Annotated in this window: 19 protein-coding genes; 9 read left to right on the top strand and 10 right to left on the bottom strand. The window is 74.0% G+C overall.

Annotation, left to right across the window (positions count from 1 at the left end):
* Nucleotides 1–2: 2 nt before the first annotated feature.
* Genes ACH414_RS16015 through ACH414_RS16000 form a run of 4 tightly spaced genes read right to left on the bottom strand, consistent with a single transcriptional unit; the run spans nt 3 to nt 3,197 of the window.
* Nucleotides 3–971, bottom strand: coding sequence for an NADH-quinone oxidoreductase subunit H (locus ACH414_RS16015; RefSeq protein WP_382532625.1), 969 nt, complete (start codon nt 969–971; stop codon nt 3–5).
* Nucleotides 968–2,203: an NADH-quinone oxidoreductase subunit C gene (locus tag ACH414_RS16010; protein ID WP_398942155.1), complete on the bottom strand. Its 1,236-nt coding sequence runs from the start codon at nt 2,201–2,203 to the stop codon at nt 968–970. Before ACH414_RS16010 ends, ACH414_RS16015 begins: the two co-directional genes overlap by 4 nt.
* The gene (locus tag ACH414_RS16005) at nt 2,200–2,787 is read right to left on the bottom strand and encodes an NADH-quinone oxidoreductase subunit B (protein WP_382532629.1); all 588 of its coding nucleotides are present in this window, start codon (nt 2,785–2,787) and stop codon (nt 2,200–2,202) included. Before ACH414_RS16005 ends, ACH414_RS16010 begins: the two co-directional genes overlap by 4 nt.
* Nucleotides 2,778–3,197, bottom strand: coding sequence for an NADH-quinone oxidoreductase subunit A (locus ACH414_RS16000; RefSeq protein ID WP_382532631.1), 420 nt, complete (start codon nt 3,195–3,197; stop codon nt 2,778–2,780). Before ACH414_RS16000 ends, ACH414_RS16005 begins: the two co-directional genes overlap by 10 nt.
* Before the next feature lie 202 nt (nt 3,198–3,399).
* Here ACH414_RS16000 and ACH414_RS15995 point away from each other — a divergent pair, with 202 nt between their 5' ends.
* The 5 genes from ACH414_RS15995 (at nt 3,400) to ACH414_RS15975 (ending at nt 10,221) form a co-directional block, all read left to right on the top strand.
* Complete coding sequence (locus ACH414_RS15995; protein WP_382532633.1) at nt 3,400–4,581, top strand: sensor histidine kinase; 1,182 nt, start codon at nt 3,400–3,402, stop codon at nt 4,579–4,581.
* A 298-nt stretch (nt 4,582–4,879) separates the two neighbouring features.
* On the top strand, nt 4,880–6,166 hold the full coding sequence (locus ACH414_RS15990) for a sensor histidine kinase (protein WP_391769268.1): 1,287 nt from the start codon (nt 4,880–4,882) through the stop codon (nt 6,164–6,166).
* 97 nt (nt 6,167–6,263) lie between these two features.
* Complete coding sequence (locus ACH414_RS15985) at nt 6,264–6,947, top strand: LuxR C-terminal-related transcriptional regulator (RefSeq protein ID WP_382532637.1); 684 nt, start codon at nt 6,264–6,266, stop codon at nt 6,945–6,947.
* A 282-nt stretch (nt 6,948–7,229) separates the two neighbouring features.
* A complete protein-coding gene (locus ACH414_RS15980; RefSeq protein ID WP_382532639.1) occupies nt 7,230–9,167 on the top strand; it encodes a 2-oxoacid:acceptor oxidoreductase subunit alpha in 1,938 nt (645 codons plus the stop codon).
* Nucleotides 9,160–10,221, top strand: coding sequence for a 2-oxoacid:ferredoxin oxidoreductase subunit beta (locus ACH414_RS15975; protein WP_386565315.1), 1,062 nt, complete (start codon nt 9,160–9,162; stop codon nt 10,219–10,221). The genes ACH414_RS15980 and ACH414_RS15975 overlap by 8 nt, the downstream gene beginning before the upstream one ends.
* Nucleotides 10,222–10,239: 18 nt before the next feature.
* Here ACH414_RS15975 and ACH414_RS15970 read toward each other — a convergent pair whose 3' ends face one another.
* The 4 genes from ACH414_RS15970 to ACH414_RS15955 all read right to left on the bottom strand — a co-directional run bounded on the left by ACH414_RS15970 (nt 10,240) and on the right by ACH414_RS15955 (nt 15,996).
* The gene (locus tag ACH414_RS15970) at nt 10,240–12,435 is read right to left on the bottom strand and encodes a bifunctional serine/threonine-protein kinase/ABC transporter substrate-binding protein (RefSeq protein ID WP_398942152.1); all 2,196 of its coding nucleotides are present in this window, start codon (nt 12,433–12,435) and stop codon (nt 10,240–10,242) included.
* A 2-nt stretch (nt 12,436–12,437) separates the two neighbouring features.
* Nucleotides 12,438–14,720 (bottom strand): bifunctional serine/threonine-protein kinase/ABC transporter substrate-binding protein, encoded by a 2,283-nt coding sequence (locus ACH414_RS15965; protein WP_382532645.1) that lies wholly within the window; start codon nt 14,718–14,720, stop codon nt 12,438–12,440.
* Complete coding sequence (locus ACH414_RS15960) at nt 14,717–15,559, bottom strand: hypothetical protein (RefSeq protein WP_386565321.1); 843 nt, start codon at nt 15,557–15,559, stop codon at nt 14,717–14,719. Before ACH414_RS15960 ends, ACH414_RS15965 begins: the two co-directional genes overlap by 4 nt.
* A gap of 83 nt (nt 15,560–15,642) precedes the next feature.
* Nucleotides 15,643–15,996, bottom strand: coding sequence for a winged helix-turn-helix transcriptional regulator (locus ACH414_RS15955; protein WP_382532649.1), 354 nt, complete (start codon nt 15,994–15,996; stop codon nt 15,643–15,645).
* 108 nt (nt 15,997–16,104) lie between these two features.
* On the opposite strand from ACH414_RS15955, the gene ACH414_RS15950 reads away from it, so the two are divergent.
* Together ACH414_RS15950 and rarD are read left to right on the top strand one after the other, a co-directional pair.
* A complete protein-coding gene (locus tag ACH414_RS15950; protein WP_398942148.1) occupies nt 16,105–16,971 on the top strand; it encodes an NmrA family NAD(P)-binding protein in 867 nt (288 codons plus the stop codon).
* Between the two features lie 172 nt (nt 16,972–17,143).
* On the top strand, nt 17,144–18,058 hold the full coding sequence (gene rarD / locus ACH414_RS15945) for an EamA family transporter RarD (protein WP_382533325.1): 915 nt from the start codon (nt 17,144–17,146) through the stop codon (nt 18,056–18,058).
* 76 nt (nt 18,059–18,134) lie between these two features.
* Here the strand turns inward: rarD and ACH414_RS15940 are convergent, their stop codons facing one another.
* A complete protein-coding gene (locus tag ACH414_RS15940; RefSeq protein WP_382532653.1) occupies nt 18,135–18,482 on the bottom strand; it encodes a DUF6401 family natural product biosynthesis protein in 348 nt (115 codons plus the stop codon).
* A 150-nt stretch (nt 18,483–18,632) separates the two neighbouring features.
* On the opposite strand from ACH414_RS15940, the gene ACH414_RS15935 reads away from it, so the two are divergent.
* Nucleotides 18,633–19,085, top strand: coding sequence for a VOC family protein (locus tag ACH414_RS15935; protein WP_382532655.1), 453 nt, complete (start codon nt 18,633–18,635; stop codon nt 19,083–19,085).
* Nucleotides 19,086–19,089: 4 nt separating this feature from the next.
* On the top strand, nt 19,090–19,887 hold the full coding sequence (gene dapB, locus ACH414_RS15930) for a 4-hydroxy-tetrahydrodipicolinate reductase (RefSeq protein WP_382532657.1): 798 nt from the start codon (nt 19,090–19,092) through the stop codon (nt 19,885–19,887).
* 7 nt (nt 19,888–19,894) lie between these two features.
* On the opposite strand, the gene ACH414_RS15925 is transcribed toward dapB, so the two are convergent.
* Nucleotides 19,895–20,437: a DUF1203 domain-containing protein gene (locus ACH414_RS15925; protein WP_382532659.1), complete on the bottom strand. Its 543-nt coding sequence runs from the start codon at nt 20,435–20,437 to the stop codon at nt 19,895–19,897.
* Between the last annotated feature and the right edge of the window lie 5 nt (nt 20,438–20,442).

Below are 20,442 nucleotides of genomic sequence, written 5' to 3'. Positions count from 1 at the left end.
GGTTACTGGATCGCCACCTTCACGATGCCGGTCAGCGCGATCTGCGCGAGGGCGAGCGGTACGAGGGTCGTCCAGGCCAGCTTCTGGAGCTGGTCCTCGCGGAGCCGGGGGTAGGACACGCGCAGCCAGATCACGACGAAGGCCAGGACGGCGGTCTTCAGCAGGGTCCACAACCAGCCGAGGCCGTCGGCGCCGAAGGGGCCGTGCCAGCCGCCGAGGAAGAGGACGGTGGTCAGACCGCACAGGACGACGATGCCCGCGTACTCGGCGAGCAGGAACAGGGCGAAGCGGAGGCCGGTGTACTCCGTGTACGCGCCGAAGATGATCTCCGAGTCGGCGACGGGCATGTCGAACGGCGGGCGCTGCAGCTCGGCGAGGCCGGCCGTGAAGAAGACGAGCGCGCCGACGATCTGCCAGGGCACCCACCACCAGGCGAAGGCGTTCAGGATGCCGGGCAGCGAGACGGTGCCGGCGGCCATCGCGACGGACGCGGCGGCGAGCAGCATCGGCAGCTCGTACGCGAGCAGCTGGGCGGCGGTGCGGAGCCCGCCCAGCAGGGAGAACTTGTTGGCCGAGGCCCAGCCGGCCATCAGGCTGCCGAGCACGCCGACGCCCATCACCGCGAGCACGAAGAAGATGCCCGCGTCGACGACCTGGCCGACGGCGCCCTCGCTCGGTCCGATGGGGATGGCGACGAGCACGAGCAGATACGGCAGGAGGGCGACGGCCGGGGCGAGCTGGAAGATCCGCCGGTCCGCGTCCCTGGGGACCACGTCCTCCTTCTGCGCGAACTTCACCCCGTCGGCGACGAGCTGCGCCCACCCGTGGAACCCGCCCGCGTACATGGGGCCGAGCCGGCCCTGCATGTGCGCCATGACCTTGTGCTCGGTCTGCCCGACGACGAGCGGGAGCACGAGGAAGACGGCGAAGACGATCAGCAGCCGGAGGGCGACGTCGAGTACGTCGTTCACGCGGGATCGCCTCCGGCGGTGTGGTGGGGGTCGGGGTCGGTGGACTCGGCGGGCGGCCCCTCGGGTGCCGGGGCCTCGCCCTCGGCGGGCGGCTGCGTCGGTGCCGGGGCCTCGCCCTCGGCGGGCGGCTGCGTCGGTGCCGGGGCCTCCGGGGCCGCGGGCTCCTCGTCGAACGCCGGGCGGGCGTGGTGCCACGGGGCGTCAGCGCTGCGGGTACGGGGCGCGGGCGCGGGCTTCTGCTCCGGCGAGGCGCCGGAACCGGACCCGGCGCCGGACCCGGCCTCGGACCCGGACCCGGCCTCGGACCCGGACCCGGCCCGCTGGCTCGCCGAGCCCGCGCTGGCGCTGCGCGACCGACGCGGACCGGTCGGCGGGGTCGCCGGAGCGGCGGGGGCCTGGCCTGCCGCCGGGGTCTCGGGGGCCGGGGCCGACTGGCTCGCCGAGCCCTCCGCCGCCGTGCGGGCACGCCGGACCGGGGCCGTCGGGGCGGCCTGGCTCGCCGAGCCCTCCGCCGCCGTGCGGGCACGCCGGACCGGGGCCGCCGGGTCCGGCTGGGTCGCCGAGCCCTCCGCCGCCGTGCGGGCGCGGCGGACCGGGCGGTCCCCGGCGGCGGCGCGGGCGGGGCGGGCGGGGGCCGGGGGGAGCTGGCCCTTCAGGGGGCCCCACTCGTTGGGGTCGGGGACGCCCGGGGGCAGCATCTGGCGGCGCTTGGGGGCGGACGGGTCGTGGGCCTCGCCCGGTTCCTTCGCGCCGGGCCAGGCCTTGGCGACCCGGGCCGCGAGGACGAAGTCCTTGCGCAGGGGGTGGCCCTCGAAGTTCTCCGGCAGGAGCAGGTGGACCAGGTGCGGGTGGTCCGTGAAGGTCACGCCGAACATCTCGTACGTCTCGCGCTCGTGCCACGCCGCTCCCGCGTACACCGCCACCGCCGAGGGGAGGGACGGGGACGCGTGCGGGACCGTCGTGCGCAGGAGCAGACGGCGGACGTGGCCGGGGCCGACCGAGGCCACGTGGGCGCAGACGCGGAAGCCGGTGCCCGGCTCGTCGACCGCGCTCAGCCAGTCGAAGTAGGTGCAGCCCAGCTTGTCCCGGGCGATCTCGAGCGCGGCGATCCACGAGGCCGTCGGGACGTCGACCGTGAGCAGGTCGTACGCCCGCTCCGCCGTCGCCTCCTCGCCGAAGATCTCCGTCACCGCGTCCGGGAGGGTGTCGTAGGCGTTCGCGTTCGGGCTCATGCCGTGCCTCCGGGCGCCGCGGGCTTCGGGGGCTGGACGAGGCCGCTCGTCAGCTGCGCCACCGACGGCGCCCCGGCGCCCGCGCCGTAGCGCTCGCCGAGGCTCTCGCGCGCGATCTTCTCCTGGAGCTTGAGGATGCCCTGCAGCAGGGCCTCGGGGCGCGGCGGGCAGCCGGGGACGTAGACGTCGACCGGGATGATCTGGTCGACGCCCTTCGTCACCGAGTAGGAGTCCCAGTACGGGCCGCCGCAGTTCGAGCAGGCGCCGAAGGAGATGACGTACTTGGGCTCCGGCATCTGCTCGTACAGGCGCTTGACCGCGGGGGCCATCTTGTCCGTGACGGTGCCGGAGACGATCATCAGGTCGGCCTGGCGCGGACCCGGCGCGAAGGGGATCACGCCGAGCCGGATGAAGTCGTGGCGGGCCATCGACGCGGCGATGAACTCGATCGCGCAGCAGGCGAGGCCGAAGTTGAAGACCCACAGGCTGTAGCGGCGGCCCCAGTTCAGGACCACCTTCATCGGCTCGGGGGCCAGGCGGGCGAGCGGGCCCAGCTTGGGGGCCGGCAGGGGTGTTACGTCCATGCCAGGACGCCCTTCTTGTACGCGTAGAGCAGTCCCACGGCCAGGAAGCCGAGGAAGATGAACATCTCGACCAGCGTCGTCGCCCCGTAGCCGGGCGCGGCGAAGACCGTCGCCCAGGGGAAGAGGAAGATCGAGTCGACGGCGAAGATCACATAGAGGAAGGCGTAGACGTAGTAGCGGACCTGGGTGTGGGCCCAGCCCTCTCCCACCGGGTCGACGCCGCACTCGTACGTCAGCAGCTTCTCGGGGGTCGGCACGACGGGCCGCAGCAGCCGGCCGGCGCCGAACGCGACCGCGACGAAGAGCACGCCGAGCACGCCCAGCAGCCCGACGACGGAGTACGTCTGAAAGTAGTCCGCCGCGACAACGGTCGGTTCCCGCACGTCCGCCCCTCGGTCTCGGTGTCTCATCCGGTTTCGTTTACGGACGCGAGTCTAGGCCCTGCTAAAGAGACCGTAAGCAGCCGGAGCGGCCCGGCTCCGGTCGGTTCCCCGTCGGGTCCGGACCGGGTCCGGGCCGGGTCCGGGTCCGGGTCGGGTGGGGTTATCCCCCCTGTTCTTCACCGACCTTCCCCATGGCGTGGCCAGGCCGCCTACCGGCAGCCTTGTCCTCATGAATGACCACACCGACACCCCCGCCGCCGACACCCCGCCGCCGCCCGCGCGGTTCGCCTACGGCCGGCACACCTGGAAGGAGGTCGCGCACCTCCTCGCCGACCTCCCGTGCGCGCTGGCCGGATTCGTGTACGCCGTGGTGACGATCGCGCTCGGTGTCGGCCTCGCGGTCACGGTGATCGGTCTGCCGCTGCTCGCGCTCGGCCTGGCCGGGGCGCGCGGCATGGGCCGGGCGGAGCGGGCCCGGGCCCGGGCGCTGCTCGGGGTACGGGTCGAGGAGCCGAGCCGGCTGCCCCGGCGCGACGGCTTCCTCCCCTGGCTGTGGGCGCAGCTGAAGGACCCGGTGGCCTGGCGCAGCCAGCTGTACGGCTTCATCAGGCTGCCGTGGGGCATCGTGACCTTCGTGGTGACGCTGGTGTCGCTGCTCGTGCTGTGGCCGGTGCTGCCGTTCGTGGCGCGCGGGCTCGCCAACGCCGACCGGGCGATGGTCCGGGGCCTGCTCTCCCCCTCGGACGAGCTGGAGCGGCGGATCGCCGAGCTGGAGTCGGACCGGGGGGTCGTGGTGGACACCGCGGCCGCCGATCTGCGCCGCATCGAGCGCGATCTGCACGACGGGGCGCAGGCGCGGCTCGTGGCGCTCGCGATGGGGCTCGGTCTCGCCAAGGAGAAGCTGCTCGACGACCCGGACGCGGCGGCGGCGATGGTCGACGAGGCGCACGGCGAGGTGAAGCTGGCCCTCCAGGAACTGCGCGACCTGGCCCGCGGCATCCACCCGGCCGTTCTCACCGACCGCGGCCTGGACGCGGCCCTGTCCGCCGTGGCCGCCCGCTGCACCGTCCCGGTCAAGGTCGGTGTCGACCTGCCGGCCCGTCCCGCGGAGGCGATCGAGGGCATCGCCTACTTCACCGTCTCGGAGCTGCTGCAGAACGTCTCCAAGCACGCCCGCGCCCGGTCCGCCGCGGTTGAGGTGTGGCGGGCGGGCGACCGGCTGATGCTCCAGGTCCGCGACGACGGCGTGGGCGGCGCCCGGCTCGACGGCGGCGGTACGGGGATGGCGGGGCTCGCGGAGCGGCTCGGCGCGGTCGACGGCCTGTTCGTCGTGGACTCGCCGGAGGGCGGCCCGACGGTGGTGACGGCGGAGCTGCCGTGGCGGGACCGGGGCCCGGCGCGCGGCCGGTAGGCCCCGCCGACCGACACGTACGCCGCCTTCTCCTCCGCCCGCCGACCGACACGTACGCCGCCTTCTCCTCCGCCCGCCGACCGACACGTACGCCGCCCCCTCCTCCGCCCGCCGACCGACACGTACGCGCCACCCCCTCGCCCGCCCGCCGGCGCGTACGCCGCCCCTCCTCCGCCCCTCTGGCCCCCAGGTAGGGAAAACCCCCCGCCAGGAACGCCGACCCGCCTCATGGTCCCGGCCCCTCCCCGCCCGGGAGGCTGGAAGCGACCACCACCCGCGTGAGAAACGGACCTTCCCGATGGCCTCCCCCCGTCTGCCCGCCGCCGTCCGCGCGCCGTTCGAAGGGCGTACCTGGCGCGCGTTCGGCTATGTCCTGCTCGGGCTGCCGCTGAGCATCCTCTACTTCTGTGTCGCCGTCTCCTTCTTCTCGGCCGGCGCCGGGCTGCTGATCACCTTCCTCGGGATCCCGGTCCTGGCCGGGACGCTCGCGATGTGCCGGGGCTTCGGTGCGGTGGAGCGGGCGCGGGCGCGGGGGCTGCTCGGGCTCGACGTGCGGGCGCCGGAGCCGGTGCGGGGGCGGACCGGAGGGGCGCTGTCGTGGATGGGGGCCATGCTGAAGAGCGGGGCGTCCTGGCGGCACCTGCTCTACGCGCTGCTGCACCTGCCGTGGGCCGTGTTCACCTTCTCGGTGGCGCTGGCGCTGTGGACGTGGGGCTGGGGCCTGTTCACGTATCCGCTCTGGCAGTGGGTCCTGCCGATGTACGCGGGTCAGGCCGGGCTCCAGCTGTACGGCGACGAGACGCACAGCTTCTATCTGGACTCGGGTTTCGAGATCGCGTTCACCAGCCTGGTCGGCCTGCTGTTCGTGCTGGTCGGGCCGTGGGTCCTGCGGGGCATGGTGGCGGTGGACCGGCTGATGGTGTCGGGGCTGCTCGGGCCGTCGCGGCTGGCCTCGCGCGTGTCGGAGCTGGAGTCGGACCGGGGCGTGGTGGTGGACACCGCGGCCGCCGACCTGCGCCGCATCGAGCGCGATCTGCACGACGGGGCGCAGGCCCGGCTGGTCTCCCTGGCGATGGATCTGGGCCTGGCGAAGGAGAAGCTGGCGCAGGACCCGCTGGCGGCGGCGGCGATGGTCGACGAGGCGCACGGCGAGGTGAAGCTGGCCCTCCAGGAACTGCGCGACCTGGCCCGCGGCATCCACCCGGCCGTCCTCACCGACCGCGGCCTCGACGCCGCCCTGTCCGCCGTCGCCGCCCGCTGCACCGTCCCGGTCGCCGTGGAGGTGGACCTGCCGGGCCGGCCGGCCGCGGCCATCGAGGGCATCGCCTACTTCACCGTCTCGGAACTGCTGCAGAACGTCTCCAAGCACGCCCGCGCCCGGCAGGCCTGGGTGGACGTGTGGCGGACGGGCGACCGGCTGCTGCTCCAGGTCCGCGACGACGGCGTGGGCGGCGCGTCCCCGGCCGAGGGGCGGGGCCTTGCGGGACTGACGGAGCGGCTCGACGCGGTCGACGGCGTCCTGGCGGTGGACTCCCCCGCGGGCGGCCCGACGACGATCACGGCGGAGCTCCCCTGGCGGGCCTGAGCCGGCCCGGTCCCTTCGGTTGAACCCGTACGCCCTCCCGCGCGTCCCTACTGCTGCGATGCTGGGGATCACTCAGTTCAGGCAGAAAGGCAGGGCCGTGACGGACAAGGGCGCCGACAGGGTACGGGTGGTCATCGCCGAGGATTCGGTGCTGCTCCGCGAGGGTCTGACCAGGCTCCTCACCGACCTGGGGCACGAGGTCGTGGCCGGTGTCGGCGACGGCGAGGCGCTGGTGAAGACCGTGTCGGACCTCGCGGGCCAGGGGGCGCTGCCGGACGTGGTCGTGGCGGACGTGCGGATGCCGCCGACCCACACGGACGAGGGCGTGCGGGCGGCGGTGCGGCTGCGCAGGGAGCACCCGGGGATCGGGGTGCTCGTGCTGTCGCAGTACGTGGAGGAGCAGTACGCCACGGAGCTGCTCGCCGGCTCCAGCGTCGGGGTCGGCTATCTGCTGAAGGACCGGGTCGCCGAGGTCCGCGAGTTCGTGGACGCGGTGGTGCGGGTGGCCCGGGGCGGTACGGCCCTCGACCCGGAGGTGGTGGCGCAGCTGCTGGGCCGGAGCCGCAAGCAGGACGTGCTGGCGGCGCTGACCCCGCGGGAGCGCGAGGTGCTCGGCCTGATGGCGGAGGGGCGCACGAATTCGGCCATCGCGCGGCAGCTGGTGGTGAGCGACGGCGCGGTGGAGAAGCACATCAGCAACATCTTCCTGAAGCTGGGACTGTCCCCGAGTGACGGGGATCACCGCCGGGTACTGGCCGTGCTGACCTATCTGAATTCGTAGATTGCTGACACCCTGTCAGACAACCGGCGGCCGGCCGGCGCGTGATCGACAATGGACGGAGCGTGACCTTCGGTGGACCCGGGGGTTCACAGAGCGCGACAATTGACAGGAAAACGGCGTCAGAGGCGTCTCAAAACGAGGTCCGCGATGCGAGAAGTCCCGGGAAGGCCCCCCTCACGGACGTAGGGTGGGCCACGGGACGACCGGTCGGCCGGTCGTCTTCCGAGCCTTCTCCCGCCTCGGCGGAGAGAAACCCTTGCCGCGACAGGGAGGTCCAGTTCAGTGACCAGCCAGGTCAGTAGCGAGGCCGGTGAGGCCCTGGTCGGGGAGCAGCGCACTGCCCCGGCGACGGCCGACCACGGCTCCGCGAAGGAAGTCCGCCGGCTCGACCGGGTGATCATCCGCTTCGCGGGTGACTCGGGTGACGGCATGCAGCTCACCGGTGACCGCTTCACCTCGGAGACCGCGTCGTTCGGGAACGACCTCTCCACGCTGCCGAACTTCCCCGCGGAGATCCGGGCCCCCGCCGGCACCCTGCCGGGCGTCTCCTCGTTCCAGCTGCACTTCGCCGACCACGACATCCTGACCCCGGGCGACGCTCCGAACGTCCTGGTCGCGATGAACCCGGCCGCGCTGAAGGCCAACATCGGGGACGTGCCGCGCGGCGGCGAGATCATCGTCAACACGGACGAGTTCGCCAAGCGCGCCATGGCCAAGGTGGGCTACGCCACCTCCCCGCTCGAGGACGGCTCGCTGGCCGGCTACCGGGTCCACCCGGTGCCGCTGACCACCCTGACGGTCGAGGCCCTGAAGGACTTCGGCCTGTCCAGGAAGGAGGCCGAGCGCTCCAAGAACATGTTCGCGCTCGGACTGCTCTCCTGGATGTACCACCGGCCCACCGAGGGCACCGAGACCTTCCTGCGCCAGAAGTTCGCGAAGAAGCCGCAGATCGCCGAGGCGAACGTGGCCGCGTTCCGGGCCGGCTGGAACTTCGGCGAGACCACCGAGGACTTCGCCGTCTCCTACGAGGTCGCCCCGGCGACCCGGGCCTTCCCCACCGGCACGTACCGCAACATCTCCGGGAACCTGGCCCTCTCGTACGGCCTGATCGCCGCCGCCCGCCAGGCGGACCTGCCCCTCTACCTGGGCTCGTACCCGATCACCCCGGCCTCGGACATCCTCCACGAGCTGTCCCGGCACAAGAACTTCGGCGTGCGCACCTTCCAGGCCGAGGACGAGATCGCCGGCATCGGCGCCGCGCTCGGCGCCGCCTTCGGCGGCTCGCTGGCCGTCACCACGACCTCCGGCCCCGGCGTGGCGCTCAAGTCCGAGACCATCGGGCTCGCCGTCTCGCTCGAACTGCCGCTGCTCGTCGTCGACATCCAGCGCGGCGGCCCGTCCACCGGTCTGCCCACCAAGACCGAGCAGGCCGACCTCCTCCAGGCCATGTACGGGCGCAACGGCGAGGCCCCGGTCCCGGTCGTCGCCCCGAAGACCCCCGCCGACTGCTTCGACGCGGCCCTCGACGCGGCCCGGATCGCGCTCACCTACCGCACCCCGGTCTTCCTGCTCTCCGACGGCTACCTGGCCAACGGCTCCGAGCCCTGGCGCATCCCGGAGGTCGCCGAGCTCCCGGACCTGACCACGTCCTTCGCCACCGGCCCGAACCACCAACTGGCCGACGGCACCGAGGTCTTCTGGCCGTACAAGCGCGACCCCGAGACCCTGGCCAGGCCCTGGGCCGTGCCCGGCACCCCCGGCCTCGAACACCGCATCGGCGGCATCGAGAAGCAGGACGGCACGGGCAACATCAGCTACGACCCGGCGAACCACGAGCTCATGGTCCGCACCCGGCAGGCCAAGATCGACGGCATCGAGGTGCCCGACGTCGAGGTCGACGACCCGGACGGCGCGCGCACCCTGGTCCTCGGCTGGGGCTCCACCTACGGCCCGATCACCGCGGCCGTACGGCGCCTGCGGGTCGCCGGACGCCCCATCGCCCAGGCCCACCTGCGACACCTCAACCCCTTCCCGAAGAACCTCGGCGAGGTCCTGAAGCGCTACGAGAAGGTGGTGGTGCCCGAGATGAACCTGGGCCAGCTCGCCACCCTCGTCCGGGCGAAGTACCTCGTGGACGCCCGGAGCCACACCCAGGTCAACGGCATGCCGTTCAAGGCCGAGCAGCTCGCCGCCGCCCTCAAGGAGGTCATCGATGCCTGAGCCCACGGAGACGCTGCTGAGCCTGGTGCCGAAGGCCGAAGCCGCCCAGTCGATGAAGGACTTCAAGTCCGACCAGGAGGTCCGCTGGTGCCCCGGCTGCGGTGACTACGCGGTGCTCGCCGCCGTCCAGGGCTTCATGCCGGAGCTCGGTCTGGCGAAGGAGAACATCGTCTTCGTCTCCGGCATCGGCTGCTCCTCCCGCTTCCCGTACTACATGAACACCTACGGGATGCACTCGATCCACGGCCGCGCCCCGGCCATCGCGACCGGCCTGGCGACCTCGCGCCGCGACCTGTCGGTGTGGGTCGTCACCGGCGACGGCGACGCGCTGTCCATCGGCGGCAACCACCTGATCCACGCGCTGCGCCGCAACGTCAACCTGAAGATCCTGCTCTTCAACAACCGGATCTACGGACTGACCAAGGGCCAGTACAGCCCCACCTCGGAGCTCGGCAAGATCACCAAGTCGACCCCGATGGGCTCCCTGGACGCCCCCTTCAACCCGGTGTCGCTGGCCCTGGGCGCCGAGGCGAGCTTCGTGGCCCGCACGGTCGACTCCGACCGCAAGCACCTCACCGAGGTGCTGCGCCAGGCCGCCGACCACGACGGCACGGCCCTGGTGGAGATCTACCAGAACTGCAACATCTTCAACGACGGCGCCTTCGAGGTCCTCAAGGACAACGAGCAGGCCAAGGAGGCGGTGATCCGCCTGGAGCACGGGCAGCCGATCCGCTTCGGCGCCGCGCTCGACAAGGGCGTCGTCCGCGACCCGGCCACCGGCGACCTCAGGGTCGTCCCCGTGACCCCGGAGAACGAGGCGCAGGTCCTCGTCCACGACGCCCACGCCGCCTCCCCCACCACCGCCTTCGCCCTCTCCCGGCTCGCCGACCCCGACACGCTCCACCAGACGCCCATCGGGGTGTTCCGGTCGGTCGAGCGGCCGGTGTACGACACGCTGATGGCGGAGCAGCTGGAGACGGCGGTGGAGCAGCAGGGCAAGGGCGACCTGGCGCAGCTGCTCACCGGCAAGGACACCTGGACGGTGGTCGGGTAACTCCCGTCCCGCGCGCGGTCAGTCGCGCTTCGCTGCCTCGGCGAACGGGCCGAGGCAGCGGGGCCTTCCGTCGCGGATCCGCCAGAGCGACAGGCCGGCGAGGGAGGCCTCCCCGGCTTCGCCCGCCATGGACTCGTAGGACCTGGCCACGCCCCGGTACTGCCGCTCGTCCTTCATGAACACGTTCGACATCGCCGCCCCCGGGCGCTCCGGGTTCCGCGCGGCTGCGGTGCGCAGGGCCTGCCCCACCCAGAACAGGGCGTCGTACGACTCCGCCGCGAAGCGGTCGACGGGGGCCGAGGCGGGGAGGCCCCAGCGCCTGCGGTACGCGGCGGTGAACGCCTTCGCGGCCGGGACCTCGTCCGGATCGACATAGCCCGTGCCGAAGAACCAGCCCTCGGCGGCCCGGCCGGCCAGCGTGAGGAACTCCGGCTGGAGCGCGGGCTCGACGCTTCCGCAGGGGCCCCGGTAGCCCTGCTGCCACAGCGCCTTGGCGCACAGGGCGGCCCGGCGCGGAGAGGTCCCCACGTACATCACGCCCGTCGGGGAGGTCGCCAGCGCCGCGCGGACCGCCGCGCCGAAGTCCTCGCTGTCCGCGGCGACCGGGTGCACGGTCGCCGTGCCTCCGGCGGGAGGCGACTGCCGCACGGTCTGGACGATGAGCCACCCGTAGGTGCCGGCGGCCCGGTCGTCGACGACCGCGGTGCGGTCCCTTCGGTGCGCGGTGAGATAGCGGCCGAAGGGCACGATGGCCGCCTGGGCGTAGGCGCGCGCCTCGAAGTACGTGCGCAGCTCCGGCGTCTGGCCCCGGATCGTCGCCCCGGGAGGGACCGCCGCCATCACGCTGAGCACCGGCACCTTCGCGTCGACGAGCGCGCCCGCGGTGGCGATCGCGGTGTCGGCGGTCGTCGGGCCGAGCACGGTGACGAGGGCCGGCTCCTTCAGCAGGGCGAGGGCCCCGGTGGTGGCCCGGCGCGGGTCGCCACCGTCGTCCGCCACCTTGAGCGCCAGGTCGAAGGGGCGGTCGGCGCGGGCGTTGAAGGTCTCCAGGGCGAGCCGCAGCCCGCGTTCCTGGGCGCGTCCGTCGGACTTGGCCGGTCCGCTCAGGTCGGTGAGCAGACCGAGCGTGTACGTCGCTCGCGGCGCCCCCGCCCCGCCGCCGGAGCCCGTGCCGCCCGCTGCCCCGCCGGCCGGGTCGCGGCCCAGCAGCCAGGCGGTGAGGCCGCCCGTGCCGGCGACGGCCCCGGCCGCGCCGAGGACGAGGAAGCGGCGCCGCGAGGTCGGCCGCGGCTCCTCGGCGTCGAGCATCGTCGGTTCGGCGACCGGCAGGTCCAGGACCCGGGAGGAGCGCTGGGCGATCAGCGCCGGCAGGCCCGGCGGCAGCCAGGCGCCCGCCGGGCCCTGGTGGGGGCCGAGGGCGTCCCGCACCTCGGCGGCGCTGGGCCGGTCGACGGCGTCCTTGGCCAGACAGGCCTCCACCAGCGGCAGCAGCGCCTCGGGCAGCCCGTCGAGGTCGGGCTCCTCGTGGACGGTGCGGTAGACCACGGCGGCCACCGCGCCCGTGCCGAAGGGGCGGCGGCCGGTCAGCGCGTACGCGAGGACGCAGCCGAGCGAGAAGACGTCGGCGGCCGGTCCGACCTCGCCCGCGCCCGCGACCCGGGCCTGTTCGGGGGCGAGGAAGCCGGGCGTGCCGATCATCGCGTCGGTGGCGGTGAGCACGGTGGCGCCGCTGGCGCGGGCGATGCCGAAGTCGATGAGCCGGGGCCCGTCGAGGGCGAGCAGCACGTTGGCCGGCTTGACGTCCCGGTGCACGAGCCCTGCCGTGTGCATGCCGTCGAGGGCGTCGGCGAGCCGGGCGCCGAGGGCCCGCACGGTGGCCTCGGGCAGGCCGCCGCCGTGCAGGGCGACGGCCTCGGCGAGCGAGGGCCCGGGCACGTACTCGGTGGCGAGCCACGGCTCCCGGGCCTCCGGGTCGGCGCCCAGGACCCGGACCACCCACCGGCCGGTGATGGTCCCGGCGGTGGCCGCCTCGCGGCGGAAGCGGGCCCGGAATCCGGGGTCGGCGGCGTGCTCGGCGCGGATCAGCTTGAGCGCGGCGAGCGCGCCGCCGGCGGACCTGGCCAGGTAGACCACGCCCATGCCGCCGGTGCCGAGCCTGCCGAGCAGCCGGTAGCCGGCGAGGACGGAAGGGTCGGCCTTCTTGAGCGGCTGCACCGTCAGCTCTTCCGGGCGGTCGCGGACTTGGTGTTGGCGGGCCCGCCGGGCGCGGGGCCGAGGTACTTGTAGGCCCCCTTCTGCACGCCGTAGAGGAAGGTGCCCACGCCGGACAGGTCGCCGTCCTTGTCGAAGGAGTAACCGCCCATGGCGCCGGTGTACTTCTGCTTCTGCAGGGCCTGCCACAGGCCCTTGCGGGTGAGCGGGCCCTTGGCCGCGCTCTTGGCGAGCCAGGTCGTGATCAGGTTGACCACGTCGAAGGACTCGCCGGTGTAGAAGGCCGGAGTGGTGCCGTAGCGCTTGCGGTGGGCGTCGAGGAAGTCCTGGGTGAGCTTGCGGTCGGCGGCCTTCTGCTTCGGGTCGGCGGCCCGCTGGACGGGGTCGATGACGGGCGCGCAGACGAACCAGCCCTCGGCGGCGCTCCCGGCCTCCTTCAGGAACTGCGGCCCGAAGACGTGCTGACCGGTGAACCGCGGCCCGGTGAAGCCGAGTTCGTTCAGGGCGCGGGCGGCGAGCACGGCCGTGGAGCGGATCCCGCAGTGGACGTACGTGTCGATGCCGGCGTCGATCATCTCGCCGATGATCCGGCGGTAGTCGGTGGCCCGGCCGGGGACCACCCGGAAGTGCGGCTTGAGGCCGGCCTGCTTGTAGCCGTAGCGGGCGCCGCTGACGTACTGCCAGCTGTACTGGTCTTCGGTGCGTTCCTGGAGGACGCCGGGGCGGCGGACCTGCGGCAGCAGCGTGGTGGACCAGGCCAGGAAGGTGCCCGCCATGAAGTGGCTCGGGATGGCGCGCAGCACGGTCGTGTTCCGGGGACCGCTCTCGCCGCGCAGGGTGAGGAGGTGGTAGCCCGCCGAGGTGGTGAGGAGCGGTACCCCGGCCTCCTCGAAGGCGGGCAGCGCGGCGACGCCGGTGTCGTCGGAGGTGGGGCCGAGGACGGCGATCACGGAGGGGTCGGCGGTGAGCCGGCGGGCGGCGGCGAAGGCGCCGGCGCGGTCCCCGCGGTCGTCGACGACCTTGAGTTCGAGGGTGAAGGGCTTGCCCTTGTGCGCGGCGTTGAACCGCTCGACGGCGAGCCGGGCACCGCGCTCCTGGGCCTTGCCGATCTCCTGGGCGGGCCCGGACAGGTCGGCGAAGACGCCGATGGCCCAGGTGTTGCGGGGCTTGGGCGCGGCGGGCTTGGCGTCGCGCCTGGTGTCGTCGCCGCGGCCGAGCAGGGCGTACGCGCCGCCGCCCGCCGCGAGGACCGCGGCTCCGGCGCCGAGCAGCAGGAAGCCGCGTCTGCTCGTCGCGGGCGGGTCGGCCGGAGCCGCCGGGTCGGTGCCGGGCGCGGTCGGGTCGATGTCGGGGAGCGCCAGCATGGCCGCCGAGCGGGCGGCGATGGTGGCGACGACGGGCGCGGGCAGCCAGTCGGCGGGGGCGCCGGGGGCGTCCTCGGTGAGCAGGTCGGCGACCTCCGCCGCGGTGGGGCGCGCGGCCGGTTCCTTGGCGAGGCAGCGCCGTACGAGGTCGAGCAGCCCCTCCGGTACGCCGGCGAGGTCGGGCTCGTCGTGGACGGTCCGGTACAGCAGGGCGTCCAGGGCGCCGGTGCCGAACGGCGGGCGTCCGGTGGTCGCGAAGGCGAGCAGGCAGCCGAGGGCGAAGACGTCGGAGGCGGGGCCGATCTCGTCGGCGCGGGCCTCGGCCTGCTCGGGGGCGAGGAAGCCGGGGGTGCCGACGACCATGTCGGCCGAGGTCAGTCCGGTCTCCCCGGTCACACGGGCGATGCCGAAGTCGATGAGCCGGGGGCCGTCGACGGCCAGCAGGATGTTGCCGGGCTTCACGTCCCGGTGCACGAGCCCGGCCGCGTGGACGGCGGCCAGCGCGCGGGCGACGGCGCCGCCGAGGATCCGCACGCTCCGCTCGGGCAGCGGCCCGTGGGCGCGGACGGCCTCGCCGAGGGAGGGTCCCGGCACGAAGGCGGTGGCCATCCACGGCTCGGGGGCGTCGGGGTCGGCGCCGGTCACCGGGACGGCCCAGGGGCTGACGACCCGGCGGGCGGCCTCGACCTCGCGGCGGAAGCGGGCCCGGAAGTCGGCCTGGTCGGCCTGGTCGGCGTGGGTGACCTTGACGGCGGCGAGCGCGCCGGTGTCGGTGCGGCCGAGGTAGACGACGCCCATGCCGCCGGCTCCGAGCCGGCCGAGGAGCCGGTAGCCGGCGAGGCTGGAGGGGTCGGAGGGGAGCAGCGGCCGGAGCGCGTCCGGATCGGGGGTCGCGCCGGAGGCCTGCCCGGGGGTCGAGGTCACGACGTGACTCCCATCTGCTTCTTGACGCGCTCCTCCATGGTGACCTGGGCCTGGGTCAGGACGGTGACGAGGTCCTCGTTGCGGCCGGGTGCGCCCTTGACGACGGTGGCCATGGTGACCTGGCCGATGCGGACCTGGTACCAGCTGTAGCCCTGCCGGCCCTTGAAGGCGTCGTTGACGTAGGAGCCGCTCTCGTTGAGGGAGTCGGTCGCATGGGCGTTGCCGCCGACGCCGTAGGGCAGGCCGAGGGAGCCCAGACCGGTGATGCGTTCGCCCTGCTGCAGCTGCTGGTCCGGGCAGCGCAGCGCCTCCTCCAGGGTCTCGGCCATCTCCCAGTCGGCGTCGGACTCGGTGCGGTGCACGGTGACGGTGGCGGCGACCCGCAGCGGGCCCTTGCCTCCGGCGGCCGGGATCTCGCTGTGGGCGGTGACGCTGGCCAGGACGGAGCGGGGCAGGGTGCCGGCCTCCCACGTGCAGTCCGCGTCGAGGACCGGCCAGGAGCCGGGGGCGCTGAGGTAGGGGCTGCGCTTGACGAAGTCGGGGCCCCAGGACTCGGGCCCCGCCACGATCGCCAGCGCCAGGCGCCGGGCCTCGGCGGCGTTCTTCGGGACGCGCTTCGGGTCGGCGGTGAAGTCGAGGGCGGTGGGCGCGGGCTTGGCGGTCGGGCTCGCGGCCGACGCCGTGGCGCTCGCGCTCGCACCGCCGCCGGTCTTCCCGCCTGAGCCGTTCTTGCCGTCACCCGTCCCGCCGGCGCCCCCTGAGCAGCCGGTCAGCAGTAAGGCCCCGCCGACAGCTGCCGCCCCGCAGGCGCGCAGCAGTCTTCCCCTGGCATCCGCCACGATTCCCCCACGCACGGTCACAGACTCCCCGAATGGTGAGCAGATCGTACGCCAGGGATCCCCAACCGGCCCTGGTTGCAACATCATTGGGACGAGGCGCGGACCGAGTCGTAGCGCTCGCGGGCTTCCTGCACCTCGCCCATCCGGCGCGCCGTCCACCGGGCGAGCCCGCCGACCTGCTCGGCGGCCTCGCGGCCGAGGGCGGTGAGGCTGTAGTCGACGCGGGGCGGGATGACGGGCTTGGCGTCGCGGTGGACGAAGCCGTCGCGCTCCAGGGTCTGCAGGGTCTGGGTGAGCATCTTCTCGCTGACGCCGCCGACCGCCCGGCGCAGCTCGCTGAAGCGGTAGGAGCGCTCCAGGAGGGCAATGAGGATCAGGACACCCCAGCGACTGGTGACGTGTTCCAGGACGAGCCGCTCAGGGCAACTTACTTCCATGCCAGTACCTTACTTCAAAGTGGGTACTTACGAAAGGTTAGCGCCAGTCGTACGGTTAGTGGAGTCTCGTGCGGCACACCGCACCGCCCACCTCCCCAGGAGCACACCATGAGCATCGTCGTCACCGGCGCCACCGGTCAGCTGGGCCGCCTCGTCATCGACGCCCTCCTCGCCACCGTCCCCGCAGGCTCCGTCGCCGCGGTCGTCCGCGACAAGGAGAAGGCCGCCGACCTGGCCGAGCGCGGGGTCGAGCTGCGGATCGGCGACTACGACAGGCCGGAGACGCTGGCCGACGCCTTCGAGGCCGGCGACCGGGTGCTGCTGATCTCGGGCAGCGAGGTCGGGCGGCGGGTGGCGCAGCACACCGCCGTGGTCGCCGCCGCCAAGGCCGCGGGCGTCGCCCAGCTCGCGTACACCGGCGTCCTCGGCGGGCCCGAGGCCGACTTCACGCTCGCCGACGAGCACAAGGCGACCGAGCAGGCGATCCTCGACTCCGGCCTGCCGTACACCTTCCTGCGCAACGGCTGGTACTCCGAGAACTACACGGCGAACCTCGCCCCCGTCCTGGCCCACGGCGCCGTCGTCTCCAACGCCGGCGAGGGCCGGATCGCCTCCGCCTCCCGCGCCGACTACGCGGCCGCCGCGGCCGCCGTCCTGACCGGCCCGGCCGAGGAGCACCTGAACCGGGCGTACGAGCTGAGCGGCGACGTCTCGTGGTCCCTCGCCGAGTACGCGGCGGAGGTCGCCCGGCAGTCCGGCCGGGAGATCGCGTACACGAACCTGCCCGCGGCGGCCCACCTGGAGGTCCTCACCGGCGCCGGGGTCCCGCGGCAGTTCGCCGAGATCCTGGTCGACGTCGACCGGGCCGTCGCGCACGGGGCCCTCGCCGCGCGCGGCGACGACCTGTCGCGGCTGATCGGGCGCCCGACCACGCCGATCGCCGAGACGATCGCCGAGGCCCTGGCCGCCGGCTGACCCGGCTCCGCGGCCGTCCTTGATCCGACAGGACCGTATGGCGATACGGGCATGACATCCCGCCCTGTGCGGCGCTACCTTCGACGGGACAGCGCGGCGCAGGGCGGGAGGTTCGGTGAAGGACGACAGTGAGGCCCGGGCAGGGCTCCTCTACGGGATCGGCGCCTACGGGATGTGGGGACTGGTCCCGCTCTTCTGGCCCCTCCTCAAACCCTCCGGCGCGGTCGAGATCCTGGCCCACCGGATGGTCTGGTCACTCCTCGTCGTCGGCCTCGCGCTGCTGCTGCTGCGCCGCTGGAGCTGGCTGCCGGAGCTGCTGCGCAGCCCCCGCAAGCTGGGACTCATAGCCGTCGCCGCCGCCGTGATCAGCGTCAACTGGGGCCTCTACATCTGGTCCGTCAACAACGGCCAGGTCGTCGAGGCCTCGCTCGGCTACTTCATCAACCCGCTCGTCACCATCGCGCTCGGTGTCCTCGTCCTCAAGGAACGCCTGCGCCCGGCCCAGTGGACGGCGGTCGGCATCGGCCTCGCCGCCGTGGTCGTCCTGTCCGTGGGCTACGGCCGGCTGCCGTGGATCTCCCTCACCCTGGCCTTCTCCTTCGCCGCCTACGGACTGGTGAAGAAGAAGGTCAACATCGGCGGCCTGGAGTCGCTCGCCGCCGAGACGGCCGTGCAGTTCCTGCCCGCGCTCGGCTATCTGATCTGGCTCGGCACCCAGGGCACGCTCACCTTCGGCGCCCACGGGTCGGGCCACGCGGCCCTGCTGGCGGCGACCGGCGTGGTGACCGCGGCCCCCCTGGTCTGCTTCGGCGCGGCCGCGATCCGCGTGCCGCTGTCCACGCTGGGCCTGCTGCAGTACCTGGCCCCGGTCTTCCAGTTCGTGCTCGGCGTCGTCTACTTCCACGAGGCGATGCCGCCGGAGCGGTGGGCGGGCTTCTCGCTGGTGTGGCTGGCGCTGACGATCCTGAGCTGGGACGCGCTGCGCACGGCGCGACGGAGCCGGGCGGCGGTGGAGGCCGCCGCGGAGGCGGGCGCGACACGGACGAGCGGGACGCCCGCCCCGGAGCCGGCCGCGGACCCGGCGTAGCCGGGAGGCGCAGTCGGGCCAGGGGCGTGTTCGGGCGGGAGGCGTGTCCAGGCCGGGGGCCCGGCCCGGACGGGGCCTAGTGCCGGGCGTCGCCCAGCAGGCCCTGGTCGCGGATCAGACGGCTGACCGCGGTCAGCCGCAGGGTCGCGAAGTCGTGTCCGGCCGGTTCGACCCAGCCGGCCTCCGCGAGCCAGTCGGTGAAGCCGAGGACGTAGTCGGTCAGCTCCTCCCGCCCCACCCTCCGCGCCACGGCCCGGCCGCGCGCCCCGCGCTGGGCCGGGACGAGGGCGTCGCACACGGCCGCCGCGTGCTGGTCGAGGGCGGCCATGAGCGCCGGCTCGGAGGAGCACTCCGAGAGCCGGGGCGAGTACGCGGCGGCGACCTCGGCCAGGGGGCAGCCGGGCGACCGGGGCGAATCGTTCATTCCTCCACATTAGGTGCGCCGGCGGGCCCCGGGACCGTGACGTTGGTCGCAGCGCGCCCGGGCGCCCGGCAGCCGGGCGCGCGGGCAGCCGGATCACCCCGACCGACTCGATCACCCTGGAATGTCAGTCCCCTCCCGTATAAACGGGCCATGACTCCTGTGCACTGGAAGCTCGTCATCGACTGCGCCGACCCGCACGCCCAGGCCGCCTTCTGGGCCGCCGCGCTCGGCTACCGCGAGGAGGACCACAGCGCCCTGATCACCCACCTGCTCGCCGCGGGCGCCGCCCGGACCGAGGACACGGTCACCGTCCACGACCGGCCCGCCTGGCGCGACCTGGCCGCCGCCCGGCACCCCGAGGACCCCCACGACCCGGCCACCGACACCGGCCTCGGGCGCCGGCTCCTCTTCCAGCGCGTCCCGGAGCCGAAGACCGTCAAGAACCGCCTCCACCTCGACCTGCACCCGGCGCCCGGCACCCGGGAGGCCGAGGTCGCCCGGCTCGAGGGCCTGGGCGGGAAGGTGTTGCGGCAGGTCGCGGAACGCGGCGGCGCGTGGACGGTCATGGCGGACCCGGAGGGCAACGAGTTCTGCGTACATTGACCGGATGACCCGTATCTGCTTCGCCGGAATCACCGGCTGGACCGCCCCGCCGATCCTCGCCGGGATCGCCCACGCCGCCGACCTCGACCTGGTCTCCGGGGTCTCCCGGTCGGCGGCCGGGCGGCCGGTGGCCGAGGTGGCGGGCGTCCGCTCCGAGGGCAAGGTGTACGGCTCGGTCGCCGAGGCGCTGGCGTCCACGCCTGCGGACGTGCTGATCGACTACACGAGCGCCTCCGCCGTGCGCGCCAACGTCTGGGCCGCGGTCGAGGCCGGTGTCCACGTGGTCGTCGGCTCCAGCGGCCTGACCGCCGAGGACTACGCCGAGCTCGACGCGCTGGCCCGCGAGCGGGGCGTCGGGGTGATCGCGGCGGGCAACTTCTCCGTGATGGCCGCGGTCCTCTCCCGCGCCGCCGAGATCGCGGCGGAGCAGCTGGACCACTGGGAGATCATCGACTACGCGAGCGCCACCAAGCCCGACGTACCGAGCGGCACCGCCCGCGAGCTCGCCGAGGCGCTCGGCCGGATCCGCACCCCGGAGCAGGGCGTCCCGCTCGCCGAGCTGCACGGCCCGGTCGAGGCGCGGGGCGCGGACGTGGCGGGCGGCAGGGTGCACTCGGTCCGGCTGCCCAGCTTCGTCGTCAGCACGGAGGTCGTCTTCGGCGGCGACGGCGAACGCCTGACCCTCCGCCACGACGCGGGCGCGACCCCCGACCCGTACACGGCGGGCACGCTGCTCGCCGTGCGGCGGGTGGGCGAGGCGGCTGGGGTGCGCAGGGGCCTGGGCTCGCTGCTCTTCGGCTGACTTACGGTCAGGGCCGGGGGACGGGGGCCGCGCCGGGCGTCCCGCGCCGCACCTCGAACTGGAAGCACCCGTACTCCACGGCCCTGACGTGGACGAGCACGACGGCCGGGTCCGCGAACGCCTCGTCGAAGGCCCGGTCGAAGCCCGCGGTCGTCTCCTCGGGGATCTCCAGGAGCCGACCGCCGACGATCCGGCCGCGCGCGTCGTAACGGCGCAGGGTGCGCAGCGCGCCGGGCCGGTCGAAGGGGTACGCCCCGGGCGCCGGATCCGGCCCCCCGCACTCCTCGGCGTGGATGAAGACGGGCCCCTGCTCGTCGTACGCCCCGGGCTCGGCCCCCGAGTCCGCGGCCCAGCGCCGCAGCGGGGCGTACGAGACGAGCGCGATCCGCTCCCCCGCGGCCACCGGCCGCAGACAGCAGCGGAGCGGGCTGCCGACACCGGTGTCCTCCGTGGCGGCGTACGCGACGCAGGCGCGGCCGGCGTCGTCGGTGCGGCGGAGCTCGGCGAGGGCGGCGGGCGGGATGGGCAGCGGGGTGTGGGTGAGCGTCATGCCCC

The organism is Streptomyces sp. NPDC020422 (assembly GCF_044386705.1).
In the GTDB taxonomy this organism is placed as follows: domain Bacteria; phylum Actinomycetota; class Actinomycetes; order Streptomycetales; family Streptomycetaceae; genus Streptomyces.
The sequence above is the reverse complement of the archived record's forward strand: the minus strand, read 5'-3'. Positions and strand labels throughout refer to the sequence as shown.